General features: G+C 54.5%; 13 protein-coding genes. 2 read left to right on the forward strand and 11 right to left on the reverse strand.

Annotated features, from left to right (window positions below):
* Positions 1–43: 43 nt before the first annotated feature.
* The 11 genes from L6475_RS06785 to L6475_RS14570 all read right to left on the reverse strand — a co-directional run bounded on the left by L6475_RS06785 (position 44) and on the right by L6475_RS14570 (position 18,518).
* Complete coding sequence (locus tag L6475_RS06785) at positions 44–4,276, reverse strand: hypothetical protein (protein WP_237823919.1); 4,233 nt, start codon at positions 4,274–4,276, stop codon at positions 44–46.
* 362 nt (positions 4,277–4,638) lie between these two features.
* Entirely contained in the window at positions 4,639–5,646 is a 1,008-nt protein-coding gene (locus tag L6475_RS06790) for a hypothetical protein (RefSeq protein WP_237823922.1), read from the reverse strand.
* A 404-nt stretch (positions 5,647–6,050) separates the two neighbouring features.
* Positions 6,051–8,084: a leucine-rich repeat protein gene (locus tag L6475_RS06795; protein WP_237823925.1), complete on the reverse strand. Its 2,034-nt coding sequence runs from the start codon at positions 8,082–8,084 to the stop codon at positions 6,051–6,053.
* A 61-nt stretch (positions 8,085–8,145) separates the two neighbouring features.
* Positions 8,146–10,134, reverse strand: coding sequence for a hypothetical protein (locus tag L6475_RS06800; RefSeq protein ID WP_237823927.1), 1,989 nt, complete (start codon positions 10,132–10,134; stop codon positions 8,146–8,148).
* 108 nt (positions 10,135–10,242) lie between these two features.
* A complete protein-coding gene (locus L6475_RS06805; RefSeq protein WP_237823929.1) occupies positions 10,243–11,250 on the reverse strand; it encodes a DUF6261 family protein in 1,008 nt (335 codons plus the stop codon).
* Between the two features lie 63 nt (positions 11,251–11,313).
* Positions 11,314–11,793 carry a hypothetical protein gene (locus tag L6475_RS06810; protein ID WP_237823931.1) on the reverse strand — a complete coding sequence of 160 codons (480 nt, stop codon included), beginning with the start codon at positions 11,791–11,793 and terminating at the stop codon, positions 11,314–11,316.
* A 70-nt stretch (positions 11,794–11,863) separates the two neighbouring features.
* Entirely contained in the window at positions 11,864–14,359 is a 2,496-nt protein-coding gene (locus L6475_RS06815; protein WP_237823933.1) for a hypothetical protein, read from the reverse strand.
* 173 nt (positions 14,360–14,532) lie between these two features.
* Positions 14,533–14,688 (reverse strand): hypothetical protein, encoded by a 156-nt coding sequence (locus tag L6475_RS06820; protein ID WP_237823935.1) that lies wholly within the window; start codon positions 14,686–14,688, stop codon positions 14,533–14,535.
* 228 nt (positions 14,689–14,916) lie between these two features.
* Positions 14,917–16,149, reverse strand: coding sequence for a helix-turn-helix domain-containing protein (locus L6475_RS06825; protein WP_237823937.1), 1,233 nt, complete (start codon positions 16,147–16,149; stop codon positions 14,917–14,919).
* 152 nt (positions 16,150–16,301) lie between these two features.
* Positions 16,302–17,165 carry a FimB/Mfa2 family fimbrial subunit gene (locus L6475_RS06830; protein ID WP_237823940.1) on the reverse strand — a complete coding sequence of 288 codons (864 nt, stop codon included), beginning with the start codon at positions 17,163–17,165 and terminating at the stop codon, positions 16,302–16,304.
* A 6-nt stretch (positions 17,166–17,171) separates the two neighbouring features.
* Complete coding sequence (locus tag L6475_RS14570; protein WP_370641668.1) at positions 17,172–18,518, reverse strand: FimB/Mfa2 family fimbrial subunit; 1,347 nt, start codon at positions 18,516–18,518, stop codon at positions 17,172–17,174.
* Positions 18,519–18,879: 361 nt separating this feature from the next.
* Between L6475_RS14570 and L6475_RS06840 the strand changes: the two genes are divergently transcribed.
* Both L6475_RS06840 and aspA read left to right on the forward strand, forming a co-directional pair.
* Entirely contained in the window at positions 18,880–20,205 is a 1,326-nt protein-coding gene (locus tag L6475_RS06840) for an anaerobic C4-dicarboxylate transporter family protein (RefSeq protein WP_237823945.1), read from the forward strand.
* Between the two features lie 49 nt (positions 20,206–20,254).
* The gene (gene aspA / locus L6475_RS06845) at positions 20,255–21,679 is read left to right on the forward strand and encodes an aspartate ammonia-lyase (RefSeq protein ID WP_237823947.1); all 1,425 of its coding nucleotides are present in this window, start codon (positions 20,255–20,257) and stop codon (positions 21,677–21,679) included.
* Positions 21,680–21,731 lie beyond the last annotated feature (52 nt).

Here is a 21,731-nt window from a genome sequence, read left to right on the forward strand (position 1 = left end):
ATAATTCGTTTCATTCGTGAAATTCGTGGTTTTATTCTCATTCTCACTTGACAACGACCTTACGTCCGTTGAGGATGTACATGCCCTTTGTCGTTGGCTTAGCGTTGAGCTTGCGGCCATCGAGTGTGTACCATGTTGCGGTAGCAAACTCTCCGTTCTCAGTTCTCAACTCTACACTCTCAATACCAGTGGCTTCAGCATCTATCTTCAGCACGCGAGAGTTAGCACCGGCCTGGTCGTTGCCCAGGTGCAGCACAGCCTTTCCGGCAGGTACCTTCACCTCGTCGCCCTCAGCCAGGATGCTGTGGAACTCGTTGTTCTGCAGCACGAAGTAGTGGCCGCTGTCGTAGTGCTTCTTCTCGATGACGGGCTCCAGGCAGTTCTTCTGACCATAGTCCTTGTTGTCGCTCGTTGCCACGGGCATACCGCTGGCGATGCGTCCGCTGTAAGCCACCAGGTCGTAGGTCTGTCCGGCGGTGCCAAGCAGCAGCACGCCGTTGTTAGCCTTGATGATGCGCTCGTTGCCGTACTTCAGTTGGTCTTCGGGCACAATCTCCGTAGCCACCTCGGCGCTGTTCTTCACCTGCACGGTGTAAACGTCGATGCCGTCGGGGATGATGACATCACAGCCAGTACCCAGCGTCCAGTACTTGTTCGCGGGAGTCACGGTGCAAACCACCTTCGTAGCCTCGTAGTTGTCCTTCAGGCTTGCCATCAGGGCGTAGTCGTCGAGCATAGCCAGTGTGGTGTGGATGGTAGCCGTGCCGGGGAATGCGCCTGCCTCAATCTCGATAGGTTTCTCCGTGTCGGGCATGACGATGTCGGTCACGTTGTTCATGCTGTTCATGGCGTTGGCGCTGACAGAAACCACGGTCCAGCCGTTGACGGTGGCGGGAATCTCCACGGTGATACCCTCGCCGCTGGCTGTTCCGCCAGTAATCTCGTCGATGTTCAGTGTCTGCTGGGTGCGGTCCACCACGCTCACCGTCATATCGATGTCGTCCACTTCCTCGCCGCTCTCGGTCTTCTCGCCTTCGCCGTCAACCACTTGGTCCTTGATGACGAAGTCTGCCGTTACGCTGCCCTGGAAGTTGGTCTTACCCGTTACGGTCACGGTGTACGTGCCCGGCTCGGTCTGTGTGTTGCCCTCTACCTCGTACTGTTCGGCAGGAACAATCAGATTGCCGGCCTTCACCTCAGCGATGCCTGCTGTCTGAGCCACCGGTGTAAACAGGTTGTACTGGAACTCTGTCTGAGCGAGCGTTACGCTGGTCAGCGTAGCGGGCTTGATGGTGAAGGTAGCCGTCTGCGTGCCGCTGTAGTTACCCTTACCTGTTGCGGTAACGGTAGCGGTTCCGGCGTTCGTGTTGGCGGTGTAAGCCAGCGTGTAGTCGGTGCCCTCGACAAGGACGGCTGAACCGTCCTTCACGGTTACGGCGGGCGTCTTGGCTGTGCCGTCGTAGATGTACTCGGTTGTACCCAGCGTAATCTCGAACTCAGCCTCGGCCTCGGCAGGAACGATGGTGAACTTGGCAGTAGCCGTGTTCTTGAAGTTGCCCTTACCTGTAACGGTTACGGTGTATTCGTCTACGTTTGTGCCCTTGTTGCCGCTCACTTCGTAGCTGTCGGCAGCCACAGGCAGATTGCCTGCCTTCACGCTTGCCACGGCCACGGTCTGCTCCTGCTGGTTGTAGGTCAGAGTGGTCTGAGCCAGTATCAGTTCGGTCAGTTCGGCCTGTGCGATGGTCACCTTGAAACTCTGTGCAGCCACGTCGTTGTGGTTGGCATCGGCCACCACCTTGTAGTAAACGGTGTATTCCTTGGCCTCGAAGCCCGAAGGCAGAGAAGTAGAGTAGTTCACGTTGTCGAGAGAGTACTGCATCTCGCCGCCCTGTGCGCTACCTGCGGAAATCAGCGTCTGAGGCAGTGCGTTGAACACCAACCCTGTCTTTGCTGTAGGAGCGGTCGGGGTGATGTCGGCGGTCTTGATGGTGAAGGTAGCCGTCTTTGTGCCGCTGTAGTTGCCCTTACCTGTTACGGTAACGGTAGCGGTTCCGGCGTTCGTGTTGGCGGTGTAAGCCAGCGTGTAGTCGGTATTCTCCACGAGGGTAGCCTCTCCGTCCTTAACGGTTACGGTAGGCGTCTTGGCTGTGCCGTCGTAGGTGTACTCGTTTGTGCCCAGCGTGATGTTGAACAGGTTGGCGTTGGCAGCCACGATGCTCCAGTTTGCGGTTACAGAGCCCTTGAAGTTGCCCTTACCGGTCAGCGTGGCGGTGTAGTTGCCCACGTTCGTGGCCTTGTTGTCGGCAATCTCGTAGCCTGCATCGGGAACGGTGATAGCTCCGGCGCTGACGATAGCCGCCAGTGCGGTCTGCTCCTGCTGGTTGTAGATGAAGTTCGTCTCGGTCAGCGTAGCGGCGGTCAGGGTGGCCTTGTCGATGGTCACCTTGAAGTTCTGTGCAGCCACGTCGTTGTGGTTGGCATCGGCCACCACCTTGTAGTAAACGGTGTATTCCTTGGCTTCGGTGCCAGTAGGAATGTTCGTGCTCCAAGTCTCGTTGTCGAGTGAGTACAGCATCTCACCGCCCTGTGCCTGTCCGGCAGCAATCAGCGCCTGTGGCTGGGTGGTATAGACGAGTCCGGTCTGTGCAGTAGGAGCGGTCGGTGTGATGTCAGCCTTAATGATGGTGTAGGTAGCGGTCTTCGTGCCGCTGTAGTTACCGATACCCGTTGCGGTAACGGTAGCCGTACCCACGTTCACGTTGTTGGTGAAAGCCAGCGTGTAGTCGGTATTCTCCACGAGGGTAGCCTCTCCGTCCTTTACGGTTACGGTGGGCTTCAGCTCTGTGCCGTTAAAGGTAAATGTGCTCGTGCCCAGCGTGATGTTGAACAGGTTGGCGTCGGCAGCCACGATGCTGTACTGAGCCGTTGCCGTACCCGTGAAGTTATCAGCGCTCTCCTTGGCCATAACGGTCATGGTGTAAGTACCTACGTTGGTGGCAGAACCAGAAACGGTATAGTCAGTTGCGGGCACCACCAGTTCACCGGCCTTCACGCTGGTAATGATGGGCGACTGCTCCTGCTGGTTGTACACCAGATTGGTCTGCTCCAGCAGCACGTTGGTCAGTGCAGCCTTGTAGATGGCCACGTTGATGAATGCGGGGGCCACGTCGTTGTGGTTGGCATCGCCCACCACCTTGTAGAATACGGTGTAGCTTCCGGCGTTCGTGCCTTGTGGCAGGGTGGTAGCATAGGTCTGTCCGTCCAGCGAGTACTGCATCTCGCCGCCCTCGGCCTGTCCGGCACTGATCAGCGTCTGAGCCTGTGTGTTGTAGGCCAGGTTCTCAAGGGCAGTGGGAGCCGTCGGTGTGATGTCGGCCTTGTTGATGGTGAATGTCTTCTCCACCTGTCCGCTATAGAGGCCGATACCCACGATGGTAGCCTTACCTGTGCCGACGTTCTCGTTGCTCTCGTAGCTCACGCTGAAGTCGGTGTCCTTGGTAAGAACGGTCTCGCCGTCCTTCACGGTGACGTCGGGTGTCAGTGCCTGGCCGGTGTAGGTCACGGCTGCGATGTCCTCGAAGCTGATGTCGGTGTGGGTCAGCAGCTTGCGGTAGCTCACCGAGATCTCGGCGTTGGCGCGCTTCATCACGAAGGTGAAGGCGTTGGGGTTGCCCTCTACGGGCTCCAGCTCAAAGTCCTTCAGCAGGTCGATGTTGCCCTGTACGCGGCGGGGAGCCTTGGCGCTGCCAGCGGCATACCACAGGCCCTTGATGCTTCCGGTGCTCCAGCCCGTGTTGGGCTCGATTGCTACCGTTACGGTGGCGCCTTCCTCAGCCTTTGTCACTTCGGTTTCTGCTACGTAGAACTTCACGCTACCCTGAGCGTTCGTGCCCACCTTGAGGTCGTAGGTCGGAGCGACGCCAGGCATCGTCTCATATACTTCATGGGTATTTGGGTTGAAGTGTATGGTCAAGGTGTAGGTGCCAGCCTTGGCGATATCGATAACGTGGTTATCACCATCAGGATATGCCTCATTCCAGCTGTGATCCTTCACGACCTTGTATTGCACATCATCTTCGAGATAGACGTTGGTGTAGGTGATGCTGTAGGTGCCATCATCGTTCTTCGTCATGTCATTGGCGGTGTTAGTAGGATCCCAAGCCGTGCCAAACATGGCTGAGTTGTTGCCGGCCACGGTGTACGTGTCTGCCGCCCACGCTCCCGTCACTGCCGTCACCAGCAGCACGAGTAAACTAAATATCTTTTTCTTCATATTCATAAATACTTTAATTATCGTTTTTTCTTCGACCACGAATTGCACGAATTAAACGAATTCTTCTTCTGTAGTTCTGAATTATTATCGAATTTCACAAATAGAATCGCCGGCGATTCTTGCTGCGCGTTGCAATTTGTTTCATTCTTTAATTATCGTTTTTCTTTCGACAACGGATTTAACGGATTTATCGGATTGTTTTTATTTGGATAAATATTTAATCCGTGTAATCTGTGTAATCCGTTGTTTCAAAACCATAGTCTCTTCGTTTCATTCGTTGCATCTTTAGATGCCATTCGTTCATAATCTGCATACTTAATAATTCGTTTAATTCGTGAAATTCGTGGTTTAAAATCTCATTCTCACTTAACCACAACTTTACGTCCATTGAAGAGGTATACGCCCTTCTTGGTAGGCATCTTGTTGAGCTTACGGCCGTTCAGGTCGTACCAATTATCAATTGTCAATTGTCCATTGTCAATTGGGCGAACGCCAGTGGTCTCATCATCGAATACCAGCGTGATTCGTGCGCTGGGCACGCCAGTGTTGATGCTCAGCCATGCCTTGTTGGCGCCGATGGCGAGGTCGTTCTTCACGAATACGAAGGCCTTGCCGTTCAGGGCGTAGTTGGTCTGGCCCTCGGTGCTGGCGGCGATGGTGGTGCCGGTCAGGGTGCCCTGGAACTCAGGTGCTACGGTGATGTCGAGGTCGGGCTCGGTGCATGGGATGAGGAGGATGACCTTCTCCTGCTGGCTCTTGTTGTAGATGAGCATCGGGGTGAGGGCGGGCATGGCGTCGCTGGGGCTGCTCAGCACGGCCTGGTCGGCGCTGACGCTCTGGATGGTGTAGAGATCGGCTTCCTGGTCCTCGATGCGCAGGGGCTCGTCCTTGTAGTAGGTGACGAACTCGCCAGCAGGTACGGTGATTTCGTAGCCCTGGAAGAGCACGAAGACGTTCGACTGCTCGGTAGCACCGTCGTAGGCGGAGCCGTCGGCAGCGGTGGCGATGGCCACGTAGCGGCCGGGCACGAGGTCGGCGAAGGCGATGGCATCGCCGGTGGGATTGTTGTCACCGTCGACGGCGAAGATGCTCACGGTGTAGTCCGTCACGTTGGTGAGGGTCTTCTCCTCAATGTCGTCGGTGACGGTGATCAGGCCTGCCATCGCCTGCGGATTCATCTCGGCGGGCACAAACTTACCGGTCTGATTGTCCTTCTTGATGCGGATGCGGTAGTCGGCACCGTCGGCAGCGTTGCCCACCTTGGTGGTCATCTGGATGCTCATGTCGCGCACCAGCTCGTAGTCAATCGTCACGTCGCTGGCTGGCATCTCCTCCATCGTAGCCACGGTCTTGGCCTCGTTGAGGGTCATCAATGGCCTAGGAGCAGTCACGGTTATAGTGGCAGATGATCCCGTGTTATAAGTGACAGTAACCGTTGCATCACCACTGAAGGTGCCGGTAACTGTGAAGTTCTCATTACCATATTTTACGACTTTACCATCGCCTCCAGATATGGCATTGATGTTAACATTAAAATTTAAGTCTGTGATAACCGCTTTGAGGATGTCCGCCGTAGTTGACCAGGGCAGTGTGACATTCTCGTATGTCTTCTCTGTCGTGCCGCACTTGAGCGTGATAGTCGCTTCATCAGCCCATGCGCCCGTGACTGCCGTGAGTAGCAGCGCGAGCGTCATTATATATCTTGATATTGTTTTCATATATTGTATTTCTTTATGTTGTTTATACCTTTTATATTATATACGCGCGAGAGGGGTTAGAATGCGAGGCAGGCGCGAACATGGTTGGTGTAGTGCTTACCGTATACGCTCCAGCTGGCATTGCCATCTTCGAGGCGCACGAGCCAGGCGTCGTCATAGAACTCCGACGACGACCAGTACTCTCCGTTCTCATTCAAGGCTGTGCCTCCGGCATTGCCGATGGCTGTATTCAGGCCGGTGTAGCTTCCTTCGTTGCCGCCATTGGCGCTGAACATCTGCTTCCACTCGTCCTGGCTGGGCAACTTCCATGTGCCGCCTGTTACGGCCATGCTTGTATTCAATGCGCTGCATATCTCGGGAGCAGTCTTACCATTGTTGGATGTACCCGAGTTGTCCCAGGTATAATAGCCCGATATATCGGTCAGCGCCAGTGCCAGGCCGTTGCTGCCGCTGACATAGGCTATCATGGCCACTTTGGTCACGCCGTCGGGCAGTGTGGCATTAGCGTCGTAGTTATTGCCGTCGCTGCCGATAACCTGTCCCACAACGGGGTTGACGATGCCAGCTGCTTCTGCCTTCTTCACCTCCACCTTGCGGAACTTGTAGCCGGGCTTGGCCTCGAGCTTCACCTCGCTGCCCATCTTCACGCCCTCGAGCTTGCCCTCGGTGACGGTGGCTGGCTGGTCGTCGACAGTAACGGTGGCCTTGCCGGCCTCGATGGTGTTGTCGTTGGCGGCCTTGAAGGTGATGTCGAACTTGTTGGTGAGCACGGTGACGGTGAGGCAGGCGGGCTCGGTGTCGTTGAAGGTGTTCTCCTCGGTGGCTTGCTGGCCGTCGGGGGCGTCGGCGCCCTTGATGTAGTACCATACGTAGACATCTGCGCCGTCGTCAGCGACGTTCTTGGCTGTGGGCACTGTGGCGCTGAATGCGGTGAGTGCGGGGGCCTCGGTGGCTGAGGTGCCGATGGCATACATCAGCGTGCCCTGCGTTACCTCGGTGCTCGTTCCGGCGAAGGCCACGATGCCGGTGCCCTCGGCGATGAGCGATGCGTCGGTGCCGGCGATGACGCCTTCAGCGGCTTCGGGCAGCAGCGTCTTCACTTCGGGCTCGGTGCCCGTGGTGGCGAATGCGGCTGCCTTGGCGTAGATGGGTGTCAGCACGACGTCGCTGCCGGGCATCGTGAAGGTCCATGTGTTAGCGGACGAGCCGGGGGTCACCTTGATGGGCGTAGCCAGCGGCTGCAGGTCGCCCACGAAGGTGACGTTGACGCTGGAGCCGAACTTGGTCTCGTATGCGGTCAGGTGCTCGGCGAGCACGTGGCACTGGGTGGCCTTGCCTGACTTGAAGTCACTGCTGGCATCGCCCCAAGTCAGGTTGTCCGGGTTGGCGTAGAGATTGACGTCAGATATGGCTGAGCTTAACACGAAGGCATTATCGCGGATGCTCGTCACCGTCGAGGGGATGGTGACTGATGTCAGGCTGCTGCAGCTCATGAAGGCAGCAGCGCCGATGGCCGTCAAACCTTCGGGCAGGGTGACGGAGGTTATGGCTGAGCAGCCCATGAAGGCACCATCCTCGATGCTCGTCACCGTCGAGGGGATGGTGACTGATGTCAGGCTGATGCAGTCGCTGAAGGTCATACCGCCGATGGCCGTCAAGCCTTCGGGCAGGGTGACGGAGGTCATGGCTGAGCAGCCGTAGAAGGCACCTTCGCTGATGCTCGTCACCGTCGAGGGGATGGTGATTGATTGCAGGCTGCTGCAGCTGTTGAAGGCATTAGGGCCGATGGCCGTCAAACCTTCGGGCAGGGTGACGGAGGTCATGGTTGAGAAGCTGCTGAAGGCATTAAAGCCCACGGATGTTACGCCGCTCTCCACCACCACGCTGGTGATGTCTCCTTTGTTACCGTCCCATGGCCGGTCGCTGTAGTTAAGGTAGTCCGCCATGCCACCGTTGCCGCTGACGGTCAGCGTGCCGTTGTTGAGTGTTACGGTGCAGTCGCCGCTTTCCCACTGCGTCTGTGCCCACGCGCCCGTGACTGCCGTGAGTAGCAGCGCGAGCGTCATTATATATCTTGATATTGTTTTCATATATTGTATTTCTTTATGTTGTTTATACCTTTTATATTATATACGCGCGAGAGGGGGGCGTTCAGTTCGTCGGCTCAATGGTGAACACAAACTTGGTAGTGCCCTCGCCACGATCCTTAATATCGTCGCTGAACGATACGCTGGAGGCATTGCCGGTCCAGGTGCTGCCCGACCAGCCTTCGCCTGATGCTTGCCAACGCGATGTAGTCACTTCAATCTTGGTGAAGTTGCCGAGGGTGGTGGTAAATGTTCCGCCTCCCTTGAAATTCTTTTCATCGAAGTCTATATCGCCGGCAGTTATAGTGACACCGTCCTTGGTGAAAGAATTTCCACTGCCGGTTATATCATCGTAGTTCCACGTTACGGTGATGGGGCCAGCCGGCTTTGCCTTCTTCTCCACCTTCACGCCGATGACTTTCTTCGTGCCGGTGTAGGTGACGGTGACGGTCTGGCCCTTCGTCACGTCGGCGTTGGGAGAGGCGGTCCACTCAGGCTGGGCGGGAGGCTCGGGGTTGACGCCGTCGGCGAAGGTGACGGCGTAGGTGGGCTCGGCGGCGATGTTGACGGTGAGGGCGTTGGTGGCCAGGATGTCGCCGTCGCTGAAGTTCTCTTCGTCGTTGTCGCTGTCGTTGCCGCGCACGTAGTAGTAGACGTAGGCCTGGCCCTCAGCGAGGTGGGTGGCGGTGGGCACGTCGGCTGTCCACTTGTCGGCGGCGAGGGCCAGCAGGGCGGCGTCGTCGAGGGCGGTCGGGCTGACGTAGTACATCACGGTGCCCTGGGCGGTCGTGGTCTCGCCGATGTTGGCCACGGTGCCGGCGTTGACGATGGCGCCGTCGGTGGTGGCGGGCACGTCATTGATGGCGGTGGGGGCTGCGGTGAGCGCGGCCTGCGGGAAGTACTCGGGCTCCAGTGTCACGTTGCCGCCGGGCATGGTGAACGTGCCGGTCTTCTTGTCCCAGGCGACCTTGGGGCCGGAGGGGATGACTGTCACGGTGCAGGCGGCGGTCTTCGTCGCGTCGTCGTTGCTGGTGACGGTGACGGTGGCCTCTCCTACTGCCAGGCACTTGGCATAGACGGTGAGCACGTCGGTGGCGGCTGTGCCAACCTCGGTGCTGCAGTTCTCGTCCTTATAGAGCTTCACCTTGTCGGCGCCCGCGGTGACGTTCCACTTCACGGTCGGGTCCGTAGCGTTGGTGGGGGCGACGGTGGCGGTCAGCGTCAGCGTCTCGCCGCCCACGGTCATCGAGGCTGCGGTCTGCGAGAGCGTCACGCTGTTGACAGCGACTTTCGGGTTGATGACAACCTTTTTCTTGCTTGTGACTTGAGTGGCAGTGATTGCATTGCTGCCGTCCGTCAGGATGTAATCAGACGACACGAAGTTCACGGAGGTGGCAAAGGCTTTTCCTGCGCTGCCGCCCAAGCCGGACTCGTAGCCGCCGCCGCCGCTGCCGCCGTTGCCGCCGTCGGCAGTCACGGTGCCGCCCTTGTAGTTCAGTGTGCCTGCGAAGGCATTGCCGCCGTTGCCGCCGTTGCCGCCGTTCTCCGCTTCGGAATAACCGCCGTTGCCGCCGTTGCCGCCAGAAGCTTTCACGGTAGCGCCACCCAGTACGGTGACGTTGCCACTGATGGCTGCGGCACCATTGGCGCCATGGCCACCATTTTCCGGGTCACCAGCACCGCCGTTGCCGCCTTTACCGCCAGTAGCCTGTACGGTGGCGCCGTCCTGTACGACGATGTTGCCAGTGATGGCTGCGCTGCCAGGGGTGCCGTTGCCGCCCGTATCGCCGCCGCCGCCGTTGCTGCCGGCCTTGCCGTTAACGACGAGCGTGCCGGGTCCTTTGACGGTGAGTGTGCCGCTGGTGATGTTGAGACCGTTGTTGATGGTGACGGTCACGCCGGTGGCGATGGTGACTTCCATGCTAGCCGACACGGTTACTGCGTTGAGCGTCGCGTTCGACGAGTATGACGACGCGAGCTGGTCGGCCCACGCGCCCGTGACTGCCGTGATTAGCAGCGCGAGCGTCAGTATAGTTTTTTTAATTTGTATCATAATCTTAATGTTTTAATTCGTTTCTTTGTTCTTGATTCTATTCACTCCCCTCCCTCAGCAGGCGATTTAGTCCTTAAGCGGACAAAATCTTCAAGGTCGGGGGTGGGTCTATTCGGGCGTTACCGGCGTTACGTCGCTGCCCTCTGCCGGCTGCTCCAGTTGGTACTGCTTCGTGTCGTCCACCTTCTTCGTGGCGTCCACGGCGTTACCCTGTGCGTCCAGCAGGCGCTGCGTCTGGTACAGCAGCTCGTTGTCCTCCGTCACCGTCCAGCCGGCATTCTCGTCGGGGTGCTGCCCCACGGCCTTCTTCCACGTTTCGTTCGTGGTGAAGTAGAACGATATCGCGTCCGTTATCTTCACCTTCTTCAGCTTGGCCTTGGGGAACACCTGCTGCACGTAGTACTCCTGGTCCTGATTGATGACGTCGATGGCGTGGTCGTAGGGGCTCGCGCCCTGCTGCTGCTCCACCACGGCGAAGGCGTTGACGACCATCACCGTCTCCACATACACCAGGTCGGCGGCCACGCGGGCCCTCTGCATGGCCTGCGCGTCGATGCCCGCCTGCTGCTCGTTGCGCTGGGCAATGAGCGTCTGCACCTGCTGGTTCTCGGTCTTCAGCTGGCCGACCAGCGAGGTTATCGCGAGCGTGGTGCAGTCGTCCGACAGGGGCTGCACTTCGAGCTGCTGGATGAGCTGGGCGATGTGGGTGGACTCCAGCTCGTAGTTCTCCGTCACGCTCACCTGATAGTCGCGCATGGCCTGCAGCACGCGGGGTGCCGCCTCCTTCTGCGCAGCGGTGCCCACGCGGCCCAGCGCCTCGACCATGGTGCGCAGACCGATGTAGGTGTTGTCGCGCACCTGGTCGGCCTCGGCTATCTGCTCCGTCAGCGGGCTGCGCGTGATGGTGCGGTAGGCCACGTCCTCGGCCTGTACGGCGGCCACGAGTGCCGTGTTCTGACTGACGATCATTGCCGGGCAGTCCTCCCCCAGTTCGGTCACGATGAGCGTCTGCACGCGCTCCTGAAACCGCTGCATCCACGAGAGGTGGGCGGCGTGGGGAGCGTGACTCGCCTTGTTGATAAAGGCGTTGATTTGATGAAATCTTGTAGTTGCCATATTGTTTTACGTTTAATTTTGATTTTTATTTTAACATATAATTACCATTAATTGCCCATTAATTTAATTCATGACTAATTCGTGGTAATTCGTGTTCATCTTTAACATATAATTTCCATGTAATTGACCATGTAATTGCCCATTAATTATCATTAATGAAAAATTCGTGTTCAATTCGTGGCAATTCGTGTTTATCTTAAACATATAATTTCCATGTAATTGCCCATTAATTATCATTAATGAAAAATTCGTGTTCAATTCGTGGTAATTCGTGTTAGAAAAACTTCGACGAATCCCGATTTCCGTGGCGTAAATCCGAGTTTCGAGCCTCGGGCGGTGCTTCACCGCAGCGGAAGAGCAAGCTTTTTGCCCCGAAATGCCGATTTCCGCATCGGAAGAGCAAGTTTTTTGCCCCGAAATGCCGATTTCCGCATCGGAAGAGCCGTTTTTTCGCCTCGGGCAGCGGATTTCCGCAGCGGAAATCCATGTTTTTTGCCTCGGGCTGAGCTTCTCCGCCCCATAGGAGCACTCCTTTCTCGCCATCGTCGTCATCGTTCACGTCGTTTTTTCTCGTTTCCTATACATTATATATATATACGCGCGAGAGGGGGAATTACTCTGCATCCACCAGGTAGAACCCGATGCTTATCACATTTGCGCCGACGAAATCTTCAGTAAGCGGCAGCAGCTTATCCGTCGAGGCGGCACTGCCCGTCCAGGTGACTTTATAAATATTGTTCGTTTCATCTTCAGAATATGCCCATCCAGTGCCGAGATTTGCATTATACCAACCACTATCACCTACGGCTTTCATCTCGATCTTTGTGAACACCTTGCTGGCCGGTGCCGTGAAGGTAAAGCCGCCGAGAGCGTACACTTGGAAACTGATGCCATCCGTCTTCGGATCTCCGTTATCATTCCACATGGCATATATATCTTCTCCGTCATTAGCACTCAGCGTGATGCCCTCCTTCGTATATGACATGTAGGTGCCCTCGACATCAATGTCGGTGGCGTTCGAAGCGTCCCATACGATGTCGGCCACGGGAACCTCAATGGGCGTAGCCGCAATCTCGCTGTCGCTGTGCGTGTCGTCGCCCTTCACGTAATACCAAACATATACCGTGCCACTGGCGGTGATGTCCTTAGCCGTGGGCACGTCGGCGCTGAAGCCATCCGTCGAGGCAGGCTTCGTGTTCGTCGTGGTCACTGCATACCAGAGCGTGCCGCCGTCGGCCACGCCACCGCTAACCAGCGCCGTGTTCTTGCCAACGCCAACAATCGCCGCACCCGTCGGCGCCGTCGTCACCGCAGCCGGTTCCTTCGCCGGCTCCGCGTCGGTCGTAGCCACCTCGCGAACCAGGCGGACACTGTACCCCTGGCGCCGATTGCCGGAGTTCGTGGGCATCAGAAAGCCCGAATTTAAGGACAAGCGGTACGCGGTCCACCCGTCATAAGGCGTAGCAGACCAGTAGTTGCCGTTCGTGCCCGTATTGCTCACGTTCGAGCCTTTCCGGTCGCCTGCAGCCGGCAGGAACACACAGCCAGCAGACTCCATCTTAGTCCAATCTGCAACGGTGTAGCTGTTGCCATTCCAGCCAGTGTCGTCTGTTGCGTTGACACCTGTCGGAGCAGTTACGCCGTCGGGGTGAGTATAGGTGTCGGGGAAGAGGATAATGCCCCCCACATTGTTTACCTTAGCCTTGGCATAGCGGCCGTTCTCGGTGCCGCCCACGGTAGATGCACTGCGGGTGTCGAACAGATATGACCACTCGTCCTTGCTCAGCGTGAACCAGCCTGTGCCCATCGTTGCGCCCCAATCCACGAAGTTGCCGGAATAATCAGTGTTGTATGTAGAAGTATTCATACCGTATGTGTCTGCAGATGTGCTCCAGCCGAACTTGTCCCATGCGTCTGCGCTGTAGCTTGTGTAATAGTCATACTGGTTGTCGAAGAAACTCCATGTGCCCGATGCGTAGCGCAGGTTACCCTTGGAGAAATAAACCTGCTTGCCATCGCTGACGCTGAACACGCCGCTGAGGGCCCCGTCGGGAACGCTGGGAGCAGCAGCCTCGCTTGTAGCCTTCACGCCCTTCACCTTCAGTCGTCCGTTGTACTGCAGCGTCACGGTCTCCGAGCCGTCGCCCTTCAGGCCGCCGATGGGCAGCGCCTGGGCCTGGCCCTCGCCCACCTTCACCGTCCACTTGTCGGCATCCTTCACGCCGTCCTTCAGAGAAACGGTGTAGCCGGAGGAGGCGGCGGCTGCATACTCCAATTCAATGTCGTCTATATAAAGATAGTCATTAGCCTTACCCTTGCCAGGATAGGCATTGGTATAGGCATTGATAAGGATGTAGGCAGGAGCGACATCGTTGTCCGTGTAATTGAAAGGAATAGTTATTTGCTCCCACTCGCCATTATTATAGGCTATTTCTTGCTCGGCAGATGCTACGACCAACGCTTTATTGTCATCGTTGTCATGTTCAGCCAGGTTGTATGCTACATAGTCTGCATCGCCATGAATGGTGGCAGAGAACTTGGCAGTGGCATAATTGCCATAGCCGGTGCCTCCCTGCACATACTTCACCCATACCTTTATAGCCGTAGGCTTGCCTGTGAATGGCATGGCGCAGGGATTGGTGAAATTATTTTTGGTATTGCTGCCATCGCGATCAGAATAGATGTAGTTTTGATTACTTGTAGAAGACGTAGCACCAAAATGTATGCGTCCTGAGGTCAAAATGCCTATGTTTATCACACCCATTACACTCTTTGTCCAAATGGAACAGGAATACTGTCCGGAGGAACCTGGGCGCACGTCGGTGGAGCGTTTTAACTGTTTGCCGCCCATAATACCATTCATGCTACCATCAGATGTTGCATTAGAGTTCCAATAATTGGGCATATCTTCTCCATCGTAAGTCCACGTTTCGAAATCACCATTGGGTATCGTGGTGATTTCCGTCTGTGCCCATGCGCCCGTCGCCGCCGTCAAGAGCAGCGCGAGCAGAAGTAATAATTTGTTTTTGACCTGCGGTCGAAATTTCTCACGCTCGGCAAAGCTCAAGCCCGCTTGGCTTTGCTCTCTCTTAATCGAAATTTTCTTCATAATTTTTAAGTTTTAAAAATGTTAATAATTAAGTGAATTATATATATGTTTTCTTTTTGTCTCGACCACGGATTATTCGGATTCATCTTCCTATCCGTCTCATCCGCGTGATCCTTCTTCGTTTCATCTTGTCTCAGTAAGTTAAAGATCGCTTATTTAATTTCTCTCGTCGGCTATTTGTAATGGAAGGGCCAGCCGAAATGCTGGCAGCAGTAGAACTCTCCCTCCTCGTCGATGGCATCGCCGGGAAAGGCAAACGACGTCTGCCGTCCGCATTTGGGGCAGCAGACAGTCTTGCGCTTTTGTTCTTCTATAGAATCCTTTATCATTTGTTTTAGTTAGATCTGAATCGTAATGAAAGACCTTTTGGTAAAGGTGTCGTTATTAGATAAACCTCCTACCTTGCGGCAGAAGGTTTTCTCCTTTTTGGTGTACAAATATAATAAATTCCCCTTGAAAGAACGACAATCAAGGGGAACCTACCGGTTATTTTTTACGATTTTGAAGCAGATTTTACGATTCTGAAGCTATCACAGCCCCAAAACGCTACTCCAACCCTACTCAGCGATGAGACGCAGCCATTCCGTCGCCGTTGTATGCATGACCTGCTTAAAGGCACCGTTGAACGTGCTGTAGCTGCGGAAACCACTATCAAGGGACAGCTGCTGAACGGACACGGGCTGGTGCGCGGCGGCACGCTCCTGGCAGAGACTGACGAAGTGGCGGATACGCAGGTCGTTGATATAAGCGTTGTAAGTGATGCCCTGCAGGGCGAAGTGCTTGCTCAGGTACGAGCGGTTGACGCCAATCAGCGTGGCCAGCTGCGTGAGGGAGAGGTCGTACTGCAGATAGAGCTGCGGCTCCTCGCAATGCTGTCTGAGCAACGGCCCGATGTTATTGCGAACGGACAGCGAGGTGTCAGCCTCTTCCGTCTCTTCCGTAGCGATCATCGTATCTATCGCATCGCTATCGTCGATTGGTGTAGCGTCTGCAACGACGATATTCTCCGATGAAATGGGAACGTTTTCATGCAGCCGAGAACAGAGGCCAAACAGGTTTGGACTATGCCGAGGCAAGGAAAAGGTCGGATGAAATCCAAGATTTAGATCCTGCAGCGTCTCCACGCGCCATAGCAGATAGGCCACGAGCGCGATGCCGCACAGCTGGATGATGAACTCGTAGGTGATGCTGCCGTAGCCCGTCACGTAATAGACGAACAGGAACATGATGACGGCCAGCACCAGCAGGCTCTGCCACACCTCCTTGTGCTCCAGGTCGGCATAGTTGTCGCGCAGCCAGCGGCCGTACTGTCGCACCTCGAACACCATATATATCATAAAGCCGATGCTTGCCAGCAGGAAATAGCCCTGCATCCACGGCATTAGGGCGTAACTGCGGGTCACCACACTCCACGCCATCAGGATTACGAGCGGCGCCACGGCCACCCACACGGGCCACAGCGGCCGGCGACGGTCTTGCAACATGCAGAGCATGACGACAAGGGCCACGGGGATGGTCAGCAGACAGTCGAGCAGTCCGCCGATGAGCATCCACAGCGCAGCCGCATCGCCATCGGCCATCATGGTTCCCGGCCAGTACCACACGTGGCCCAAGGCGATGACCGCCAGGAACGCAGCCGTCCAGCGCCTGAGCCGCAATGGCGGCGTGACGTCGGCAGCAAAGGCGTTGCCCCGCCGGAACAACAGGTAAACACAGCCCAGCGCCGCCAGCACCGTGACGACGGCATATAGCATCACAAATATCGCATCTTCCTGTATCTGTTCGTACATATCGTTAAGCGTTTTTGTAGTCTTTTGCCTGCAAAAGTATGCATTATTTCTGAAAACAATGCACCTATGAATAAAAATAATAAGAGCCGAGGCGGAAAAACCTCGGCTCCCGATCCTATCAGGAGACAAGTGAACGCGCGGCAGGGGACAAGCTAGAAGGTGTAGCCATTGACGGCGTCCCAGTCGGGGTCGGCGGTGAGGCGAAAGGTGCCGTCGTTGGTTGAATTGCCTCCGCCGCTACCGAAAAAAGAACCTGTATATCTCGTCACCTGGTTGCGCGTGATGGGGATGTTCTCGAACGTGCGCTCCTTCAGAATGTTGTCGTTCGCGTCGAGCGCGGTCACGGTCAGCTTCGTCAGCACGTCCTCCTCGGTGTGCGGCAGGGTATATATCTCGTAGATGCCGTCGGTGCTTACGGGGCGTATCTCCGTCTGCTTGCTCTGAACGCAACCGTAGCCGTCCTTCGGGCTGAAGGTACTGGAGCCGCCGAGATAATAGAACTTAAACTTCGCCACCGATGCCGGAATGCTCTCGTCGGTCAGCACCAGACGGAACATGGCCACGGCGCGGGTCAGCGTGAGGTCGTAGCTCTGCTTCTCTGTCACAACTACCAAGTCCCCATAATAAAAAAAGGTGTCGGTCACCTTGTTGTTGGGGAACGTCACCTTTTCCGTCGAGGTTATCGTGGCCGAGCCGTCGCAGCTGTGGGCAATGACCACCAGGCGGTACGTGCCCGCGGCCAGGCTCAGCGCCACCGTGCCGTAGCTGGCGTCGCCCTCCTTCTGCGCCACGGTCTTCACCTTCGTGCCTTCAGCGTCGAAGATGGCGATGTTCAGGCGCGAGCAGAGGTTGGTGATGTCGGTAGCAGAGCGGGTAAATGCCTCTTGCTGGTACTGCGTAAAGTGCAGAATGACGTTGGCATCGGCTGCGACCATCTTGCCCGTTGTATCATCAATGATGGGTTTCTCGCACGCTGCCAATAGCAGGGCGAGAACGATATACATTAATTTCTTCATATCGCGTCAGTCTTTGGTGATGGAAACGGTGGCGACGGGGCGCAGGAAGATGGTATAGTTGTAGTTGGCTTTGCTGTCGCTCCCGTCGCTCATGAAGCGTTGTTTCATCGTGGTTCCGTCCTGCCACAGATAGCGCTGTCTGTCTGGCGCTGGCGTAATATCATCCTTAGCGGTATAGAACAAATCCATCTGCGCTTGGTTGGGAATCGACCAGTCGCTGATGCCATCCACGCCGAGGGTGGCAAGGGCATTGTTGGCGTCGGAATCGCTACTTACTGAACGCTCGTTGGGAGAGAGCAGCGTCAGTTCAGCCGAGTTCGCGTCAATCACCGATACCGCCAGCACATAGCAGCCCTGATACGTGTCGCCAGCAGCAGGGAAGTTGTCTTGGTTGTTTGGGGTGTCGTTATTGTTATTGCCACCGCCATTGTTGTCGTTATTCCCCGATGTGCTGCTGCCGTTCTCATCGAATTCAAAGCTAATCGTCCGCTCGCCCAGCCACGTAGCGCCAGTAATCGTTCCCGTCAGACTGACGCCTACGGCCTCGGTATACGTGCCGTCGATGTTGATCTTGTAGGCGGCCTCCAGTTGGTCAGAAGTGGAGTAAGTATATGTCTTCGTCGTGCCGCCAATGGTGATGTTCACACTCACACTGGCCGGCTGAGAGCTTGGCGGCAGAAGCCTCACCCCCGACCCCTCTCCAAAGGGCGAGGGGAGCGTCCATGTGCGGTTATCGGCCTGCTTGGTCAGCGCGATGGTCTGGCTTTGCCCAGCGTTGGCAAAAGCGCCGCTCACCGTCAATGCCTGCCACAGAGGCGCTATCGTCACGCTGACTGCCGTAGCCGCCGTCGGAATCTTCTTAATGGTCACGTCCTGAATGAGCATCGTCTTACGCGTCATACCCAATGTCACCGTGTTCGTTCCGCCATCCACCAGCGTTGCCGTGGCCGAGGCCGCCATCAGGTCTGTAAGGCTGCGGCCCTCCTTCAGCGTCAATGCCGTTGTCGTAGTGGCATTTTCCTTCGTGGGCAGCGTGTAGTCCGTAGCAGATGCCCCCGCAATGGCATAGACGCTATACGTCCCTTCCAACAGCGGGATGTTCAGCGTCTGTCCCTCGTCGCCGATGGTCTGCACCGCCTTGCACTTGTCCCCTTGGAATACATACACTTGTACGGGGTATGCCACCGTTGCCTCTTCGCTAGGCGATGTGCCGCGCGTGCGCACTTGCAGCACCGAGTTGGTTACTTGTCCCGTGGGCGAAGGGGACATGCCTTCCCCTAACTCATCGAACCCTTTCTCACAAGCCGTCAGCAGCACCGCCGCCAACAGCCCCCAGAAATAATTTCTGTTCATAGTTGATAATGATTAAAAATGAAACAATAAAAAACCTCCCGATATCCTCAGGAGCATCATTATTATAACGTTTTTTTTACCGATTATCACAATGATTCCACAAAATTATTATATGAGACAGTACAAAGATAAAAAATCAAATCGGAAAATTTTTAAATCGCTGTATCTCATTGAAATTTAAATATTTAATTAACGTTCGGAAAAATTTAACCGGACACTAGTGATTATATAAATATTATTTTAATAAAATATTTTTGCAAAATAATAGTTGTTGTTAATTTTATTTGTATATTTGCAGCATATTGGCTACCAACTTGTTAATATTTGCTAAGCCGTAAGTATAATCAAATAACATAACAATATGTTTACACTAATCCTTTTGCTTCAACTATTAGTTGTTCTGTTCATGATTTTCGTCGGTGCCAAAGTGGGTGGCATTGGCCTTGGTATATACGGTATGGTTGGCGTGTTTTTGCTGACGTTCGTATTTGGTCTGGAACCTGGCGCCATACCGATTGACGTGATGCTCATTATTGTGAGCGTCATCACGGCTTCAGCAGCTCTTCAGGCAGCAGGCGGGTTAGACTATATGGTGAATATGGCGGCACGCTTCTTACGTCGTCACCCAAGTCGAATTACGTTCTATGCACCACTCACAACATGGCTTTTTTGCATCTTAGCAGGTACAGCACATACATGCTATGCATTACTACCTATCATATCCGAAATAGCCCATAAGGAGAAAGTGCGCCCAGAACGTCCGATAAGTGTGGCCACCATCGCTGCATCATTAGGTATCACTGGTTCGCCCGTGTCGGCAGCTACCGCTGCAATTCTCTCACAATCAATACTTGGCGACCAAGGCATTGGTATCAAGGATATTCTCATGGTCACTATTCCTTCATCGCTCATCGCCATTGTTGTAGCATCGTTGATTCAGAACCATGTAGGCAAACCATTAGAAGAAGATCCAGAGTATCAAAGGCGACTACAAGCCGGACTACTTAACGCAGAGGTGGAGAATGAGGATAATGAACAGCCTGTCAATCCACGGGCAAAATGGGCCGTTGGTGCCTTCCTGTTAGGTGTATTACTTATTGTTCTTTTCGGCAGTTTTCCAGAATTGCGTCCCTCTTTCCATGGTGAGATATTAAGCATGAATGCCACCATTGAGATGTTGATGATGTCCATCGCAGCTCTAATTCTATTAGTTGGAAAGGCCGATGTAAAAAAAGCTGCACAAGGTAATGTGTTCGCATCTGGAATGAATGCCATGGTGTCAATATTCGGAGTGGCATGGATGGGCAGTACCTTCTTCGAGGGCAATAAAGATGTTATTCTTGGAAACATTGAGGGCGTATTTGTCAGCTATCCGTTGCTCTTCGCCATTCCGCTCTTTATATTCAGTATCATGCTGTTCTCACAGGCTGCCACCGCCAAGACGCTCTATCCGGTAGGACTGGCACTGGGGGTACCTCCCTTAATATTGTTGGTGCTGTTTCCAGCAGTTAACGGTTACTTTTTCTTACCCAACTACCCTACCGAGGTTGCTGCTATTGGGTTCGACCGAACTGGCACTACGCGAATAGGTCGCTACGTTATAAACCACTCGTTTCAGCTATCGGGCTTTATAACCACTTTTGTATCGATAGCCGTGGGTTACCTTATCGTCACATTATTATATTGATAGAGTTTTATTAATTTCACAATACTATTTTATCTAAAACAAATTCACTATGAACGAACAGAAATTTAGAACAGAGTCCGACCTGTTAGGCGAACTCAAAGTACCAGCAGATGCGCTGTATGGAGTACAGACACAGCGAGGCATTAACAATTACCACATTTCTCGCAAGACCATGTCGATGTACCACGACTTCATAAAGGCTATTGCCTATGTAAAACTCGCAGCAGTTGAGACAAATCACACGCTTGGTGTTATCAATGATGAGATAGCAAGCGCCATTGCTCAGGCCTGTCGCGAAATTATCGATGGCAAGTGGCACGATGACTTCCCCATTGACATGGTGCAAGGTGGCGCAGGCACATCGGTAAACATGAATGCGAATGAGGTGATAGCCAACCGCGCGCTGGAGATTATGGGACACGAAAAGGGTGATTACCAGTACTGTTTGCCAAATGACCACTGCAACTGTGGACAATCAACGAATGATGTTTATCCAACTACAATTCGCTTGGCACTCATCCACATGAACAAGAGTCTGATAGCAGCACTCACTGGACTTATCAGTGCTTTCCGCTACAAAGGCGACGAGTTTAAGGATGTCATCAAGATGGGGCGCACGCAGTTGCAGGACGCAGTGCCTATGACCAGCGGACAGGAATTCAATGCCTACGCTAACAACTTGGAAGAAGAAATACTGAACTTAGAGCGTAATGTAAAACTGCTGCATGAAATTAACATGGGCGGAACTGCTATAGGCACCGGACTGAATGCCGTTCCGGGATTTGCTAAACTGTGTGCGGCCAACCTGTCGAAACTGACGGGCGAGGCCTTCGTGTCGGCAGCAGACTTGGTAGAGGCAACACCTGATACGGGGGCCTATGTAAGTTACTCATCGGCATTGAAGCGACTGGCCATAAAACTGAGCAAAATTTGTAACGACCTTCGCCTGATGGCATCTGGTCCACGGTGTGGACTGAATGAAATCAACCTGCCGCCAAAGGCTCCTGGATCAAGTATCATGCCTGGTAAAGTGAACCCAGTCATTCCCGAGGTGGTCAACCAAGTGTGTTTTAAGGTTATTGGCAACGATACCACAGTTTCTTTCGCTGCAGAGGCTGGTCAGTTGCAACTCAACGTGATGGAACCCATTATCACCGAGTCGCTCTTCGAAAGTCTGATTTGGCTGAAGAATGCCATCGAGACTCTAACTGAGGAGTGCGTACTGGGCATCACGGTCAACCGCGAACGCTGTTTGGAAATGGTAAAGAACTCCATCGGCATCGTGACCGCCTTGAATCCTTATATAGGCTATAAGACCTCAACGAAGGTGGCAAAGGAAGCACTTGACACCAATCGTTCCGTTTATGACATTGTGCTTGAAAAAGGCTTAATGACGCAAGAGGCACTCGATGAAGCCCTTAATCCAAGAAATATGCTGGCATCATCACGTATCAATCAGACAAATAACAAATAAACTAGTAATTAAAGAGGCCTAAGCGAGTTTATTGATCACTCTATCTGTTAAG

The sequence above is a fragment of the Prevotella sp. E9-3 genome (assembly GCF_022024015.1).
Lineage (GTDB): Bacteria > Bacteroidota > Bacteroidia > Bacteroidales > Bacteroidaceae > Prevotella.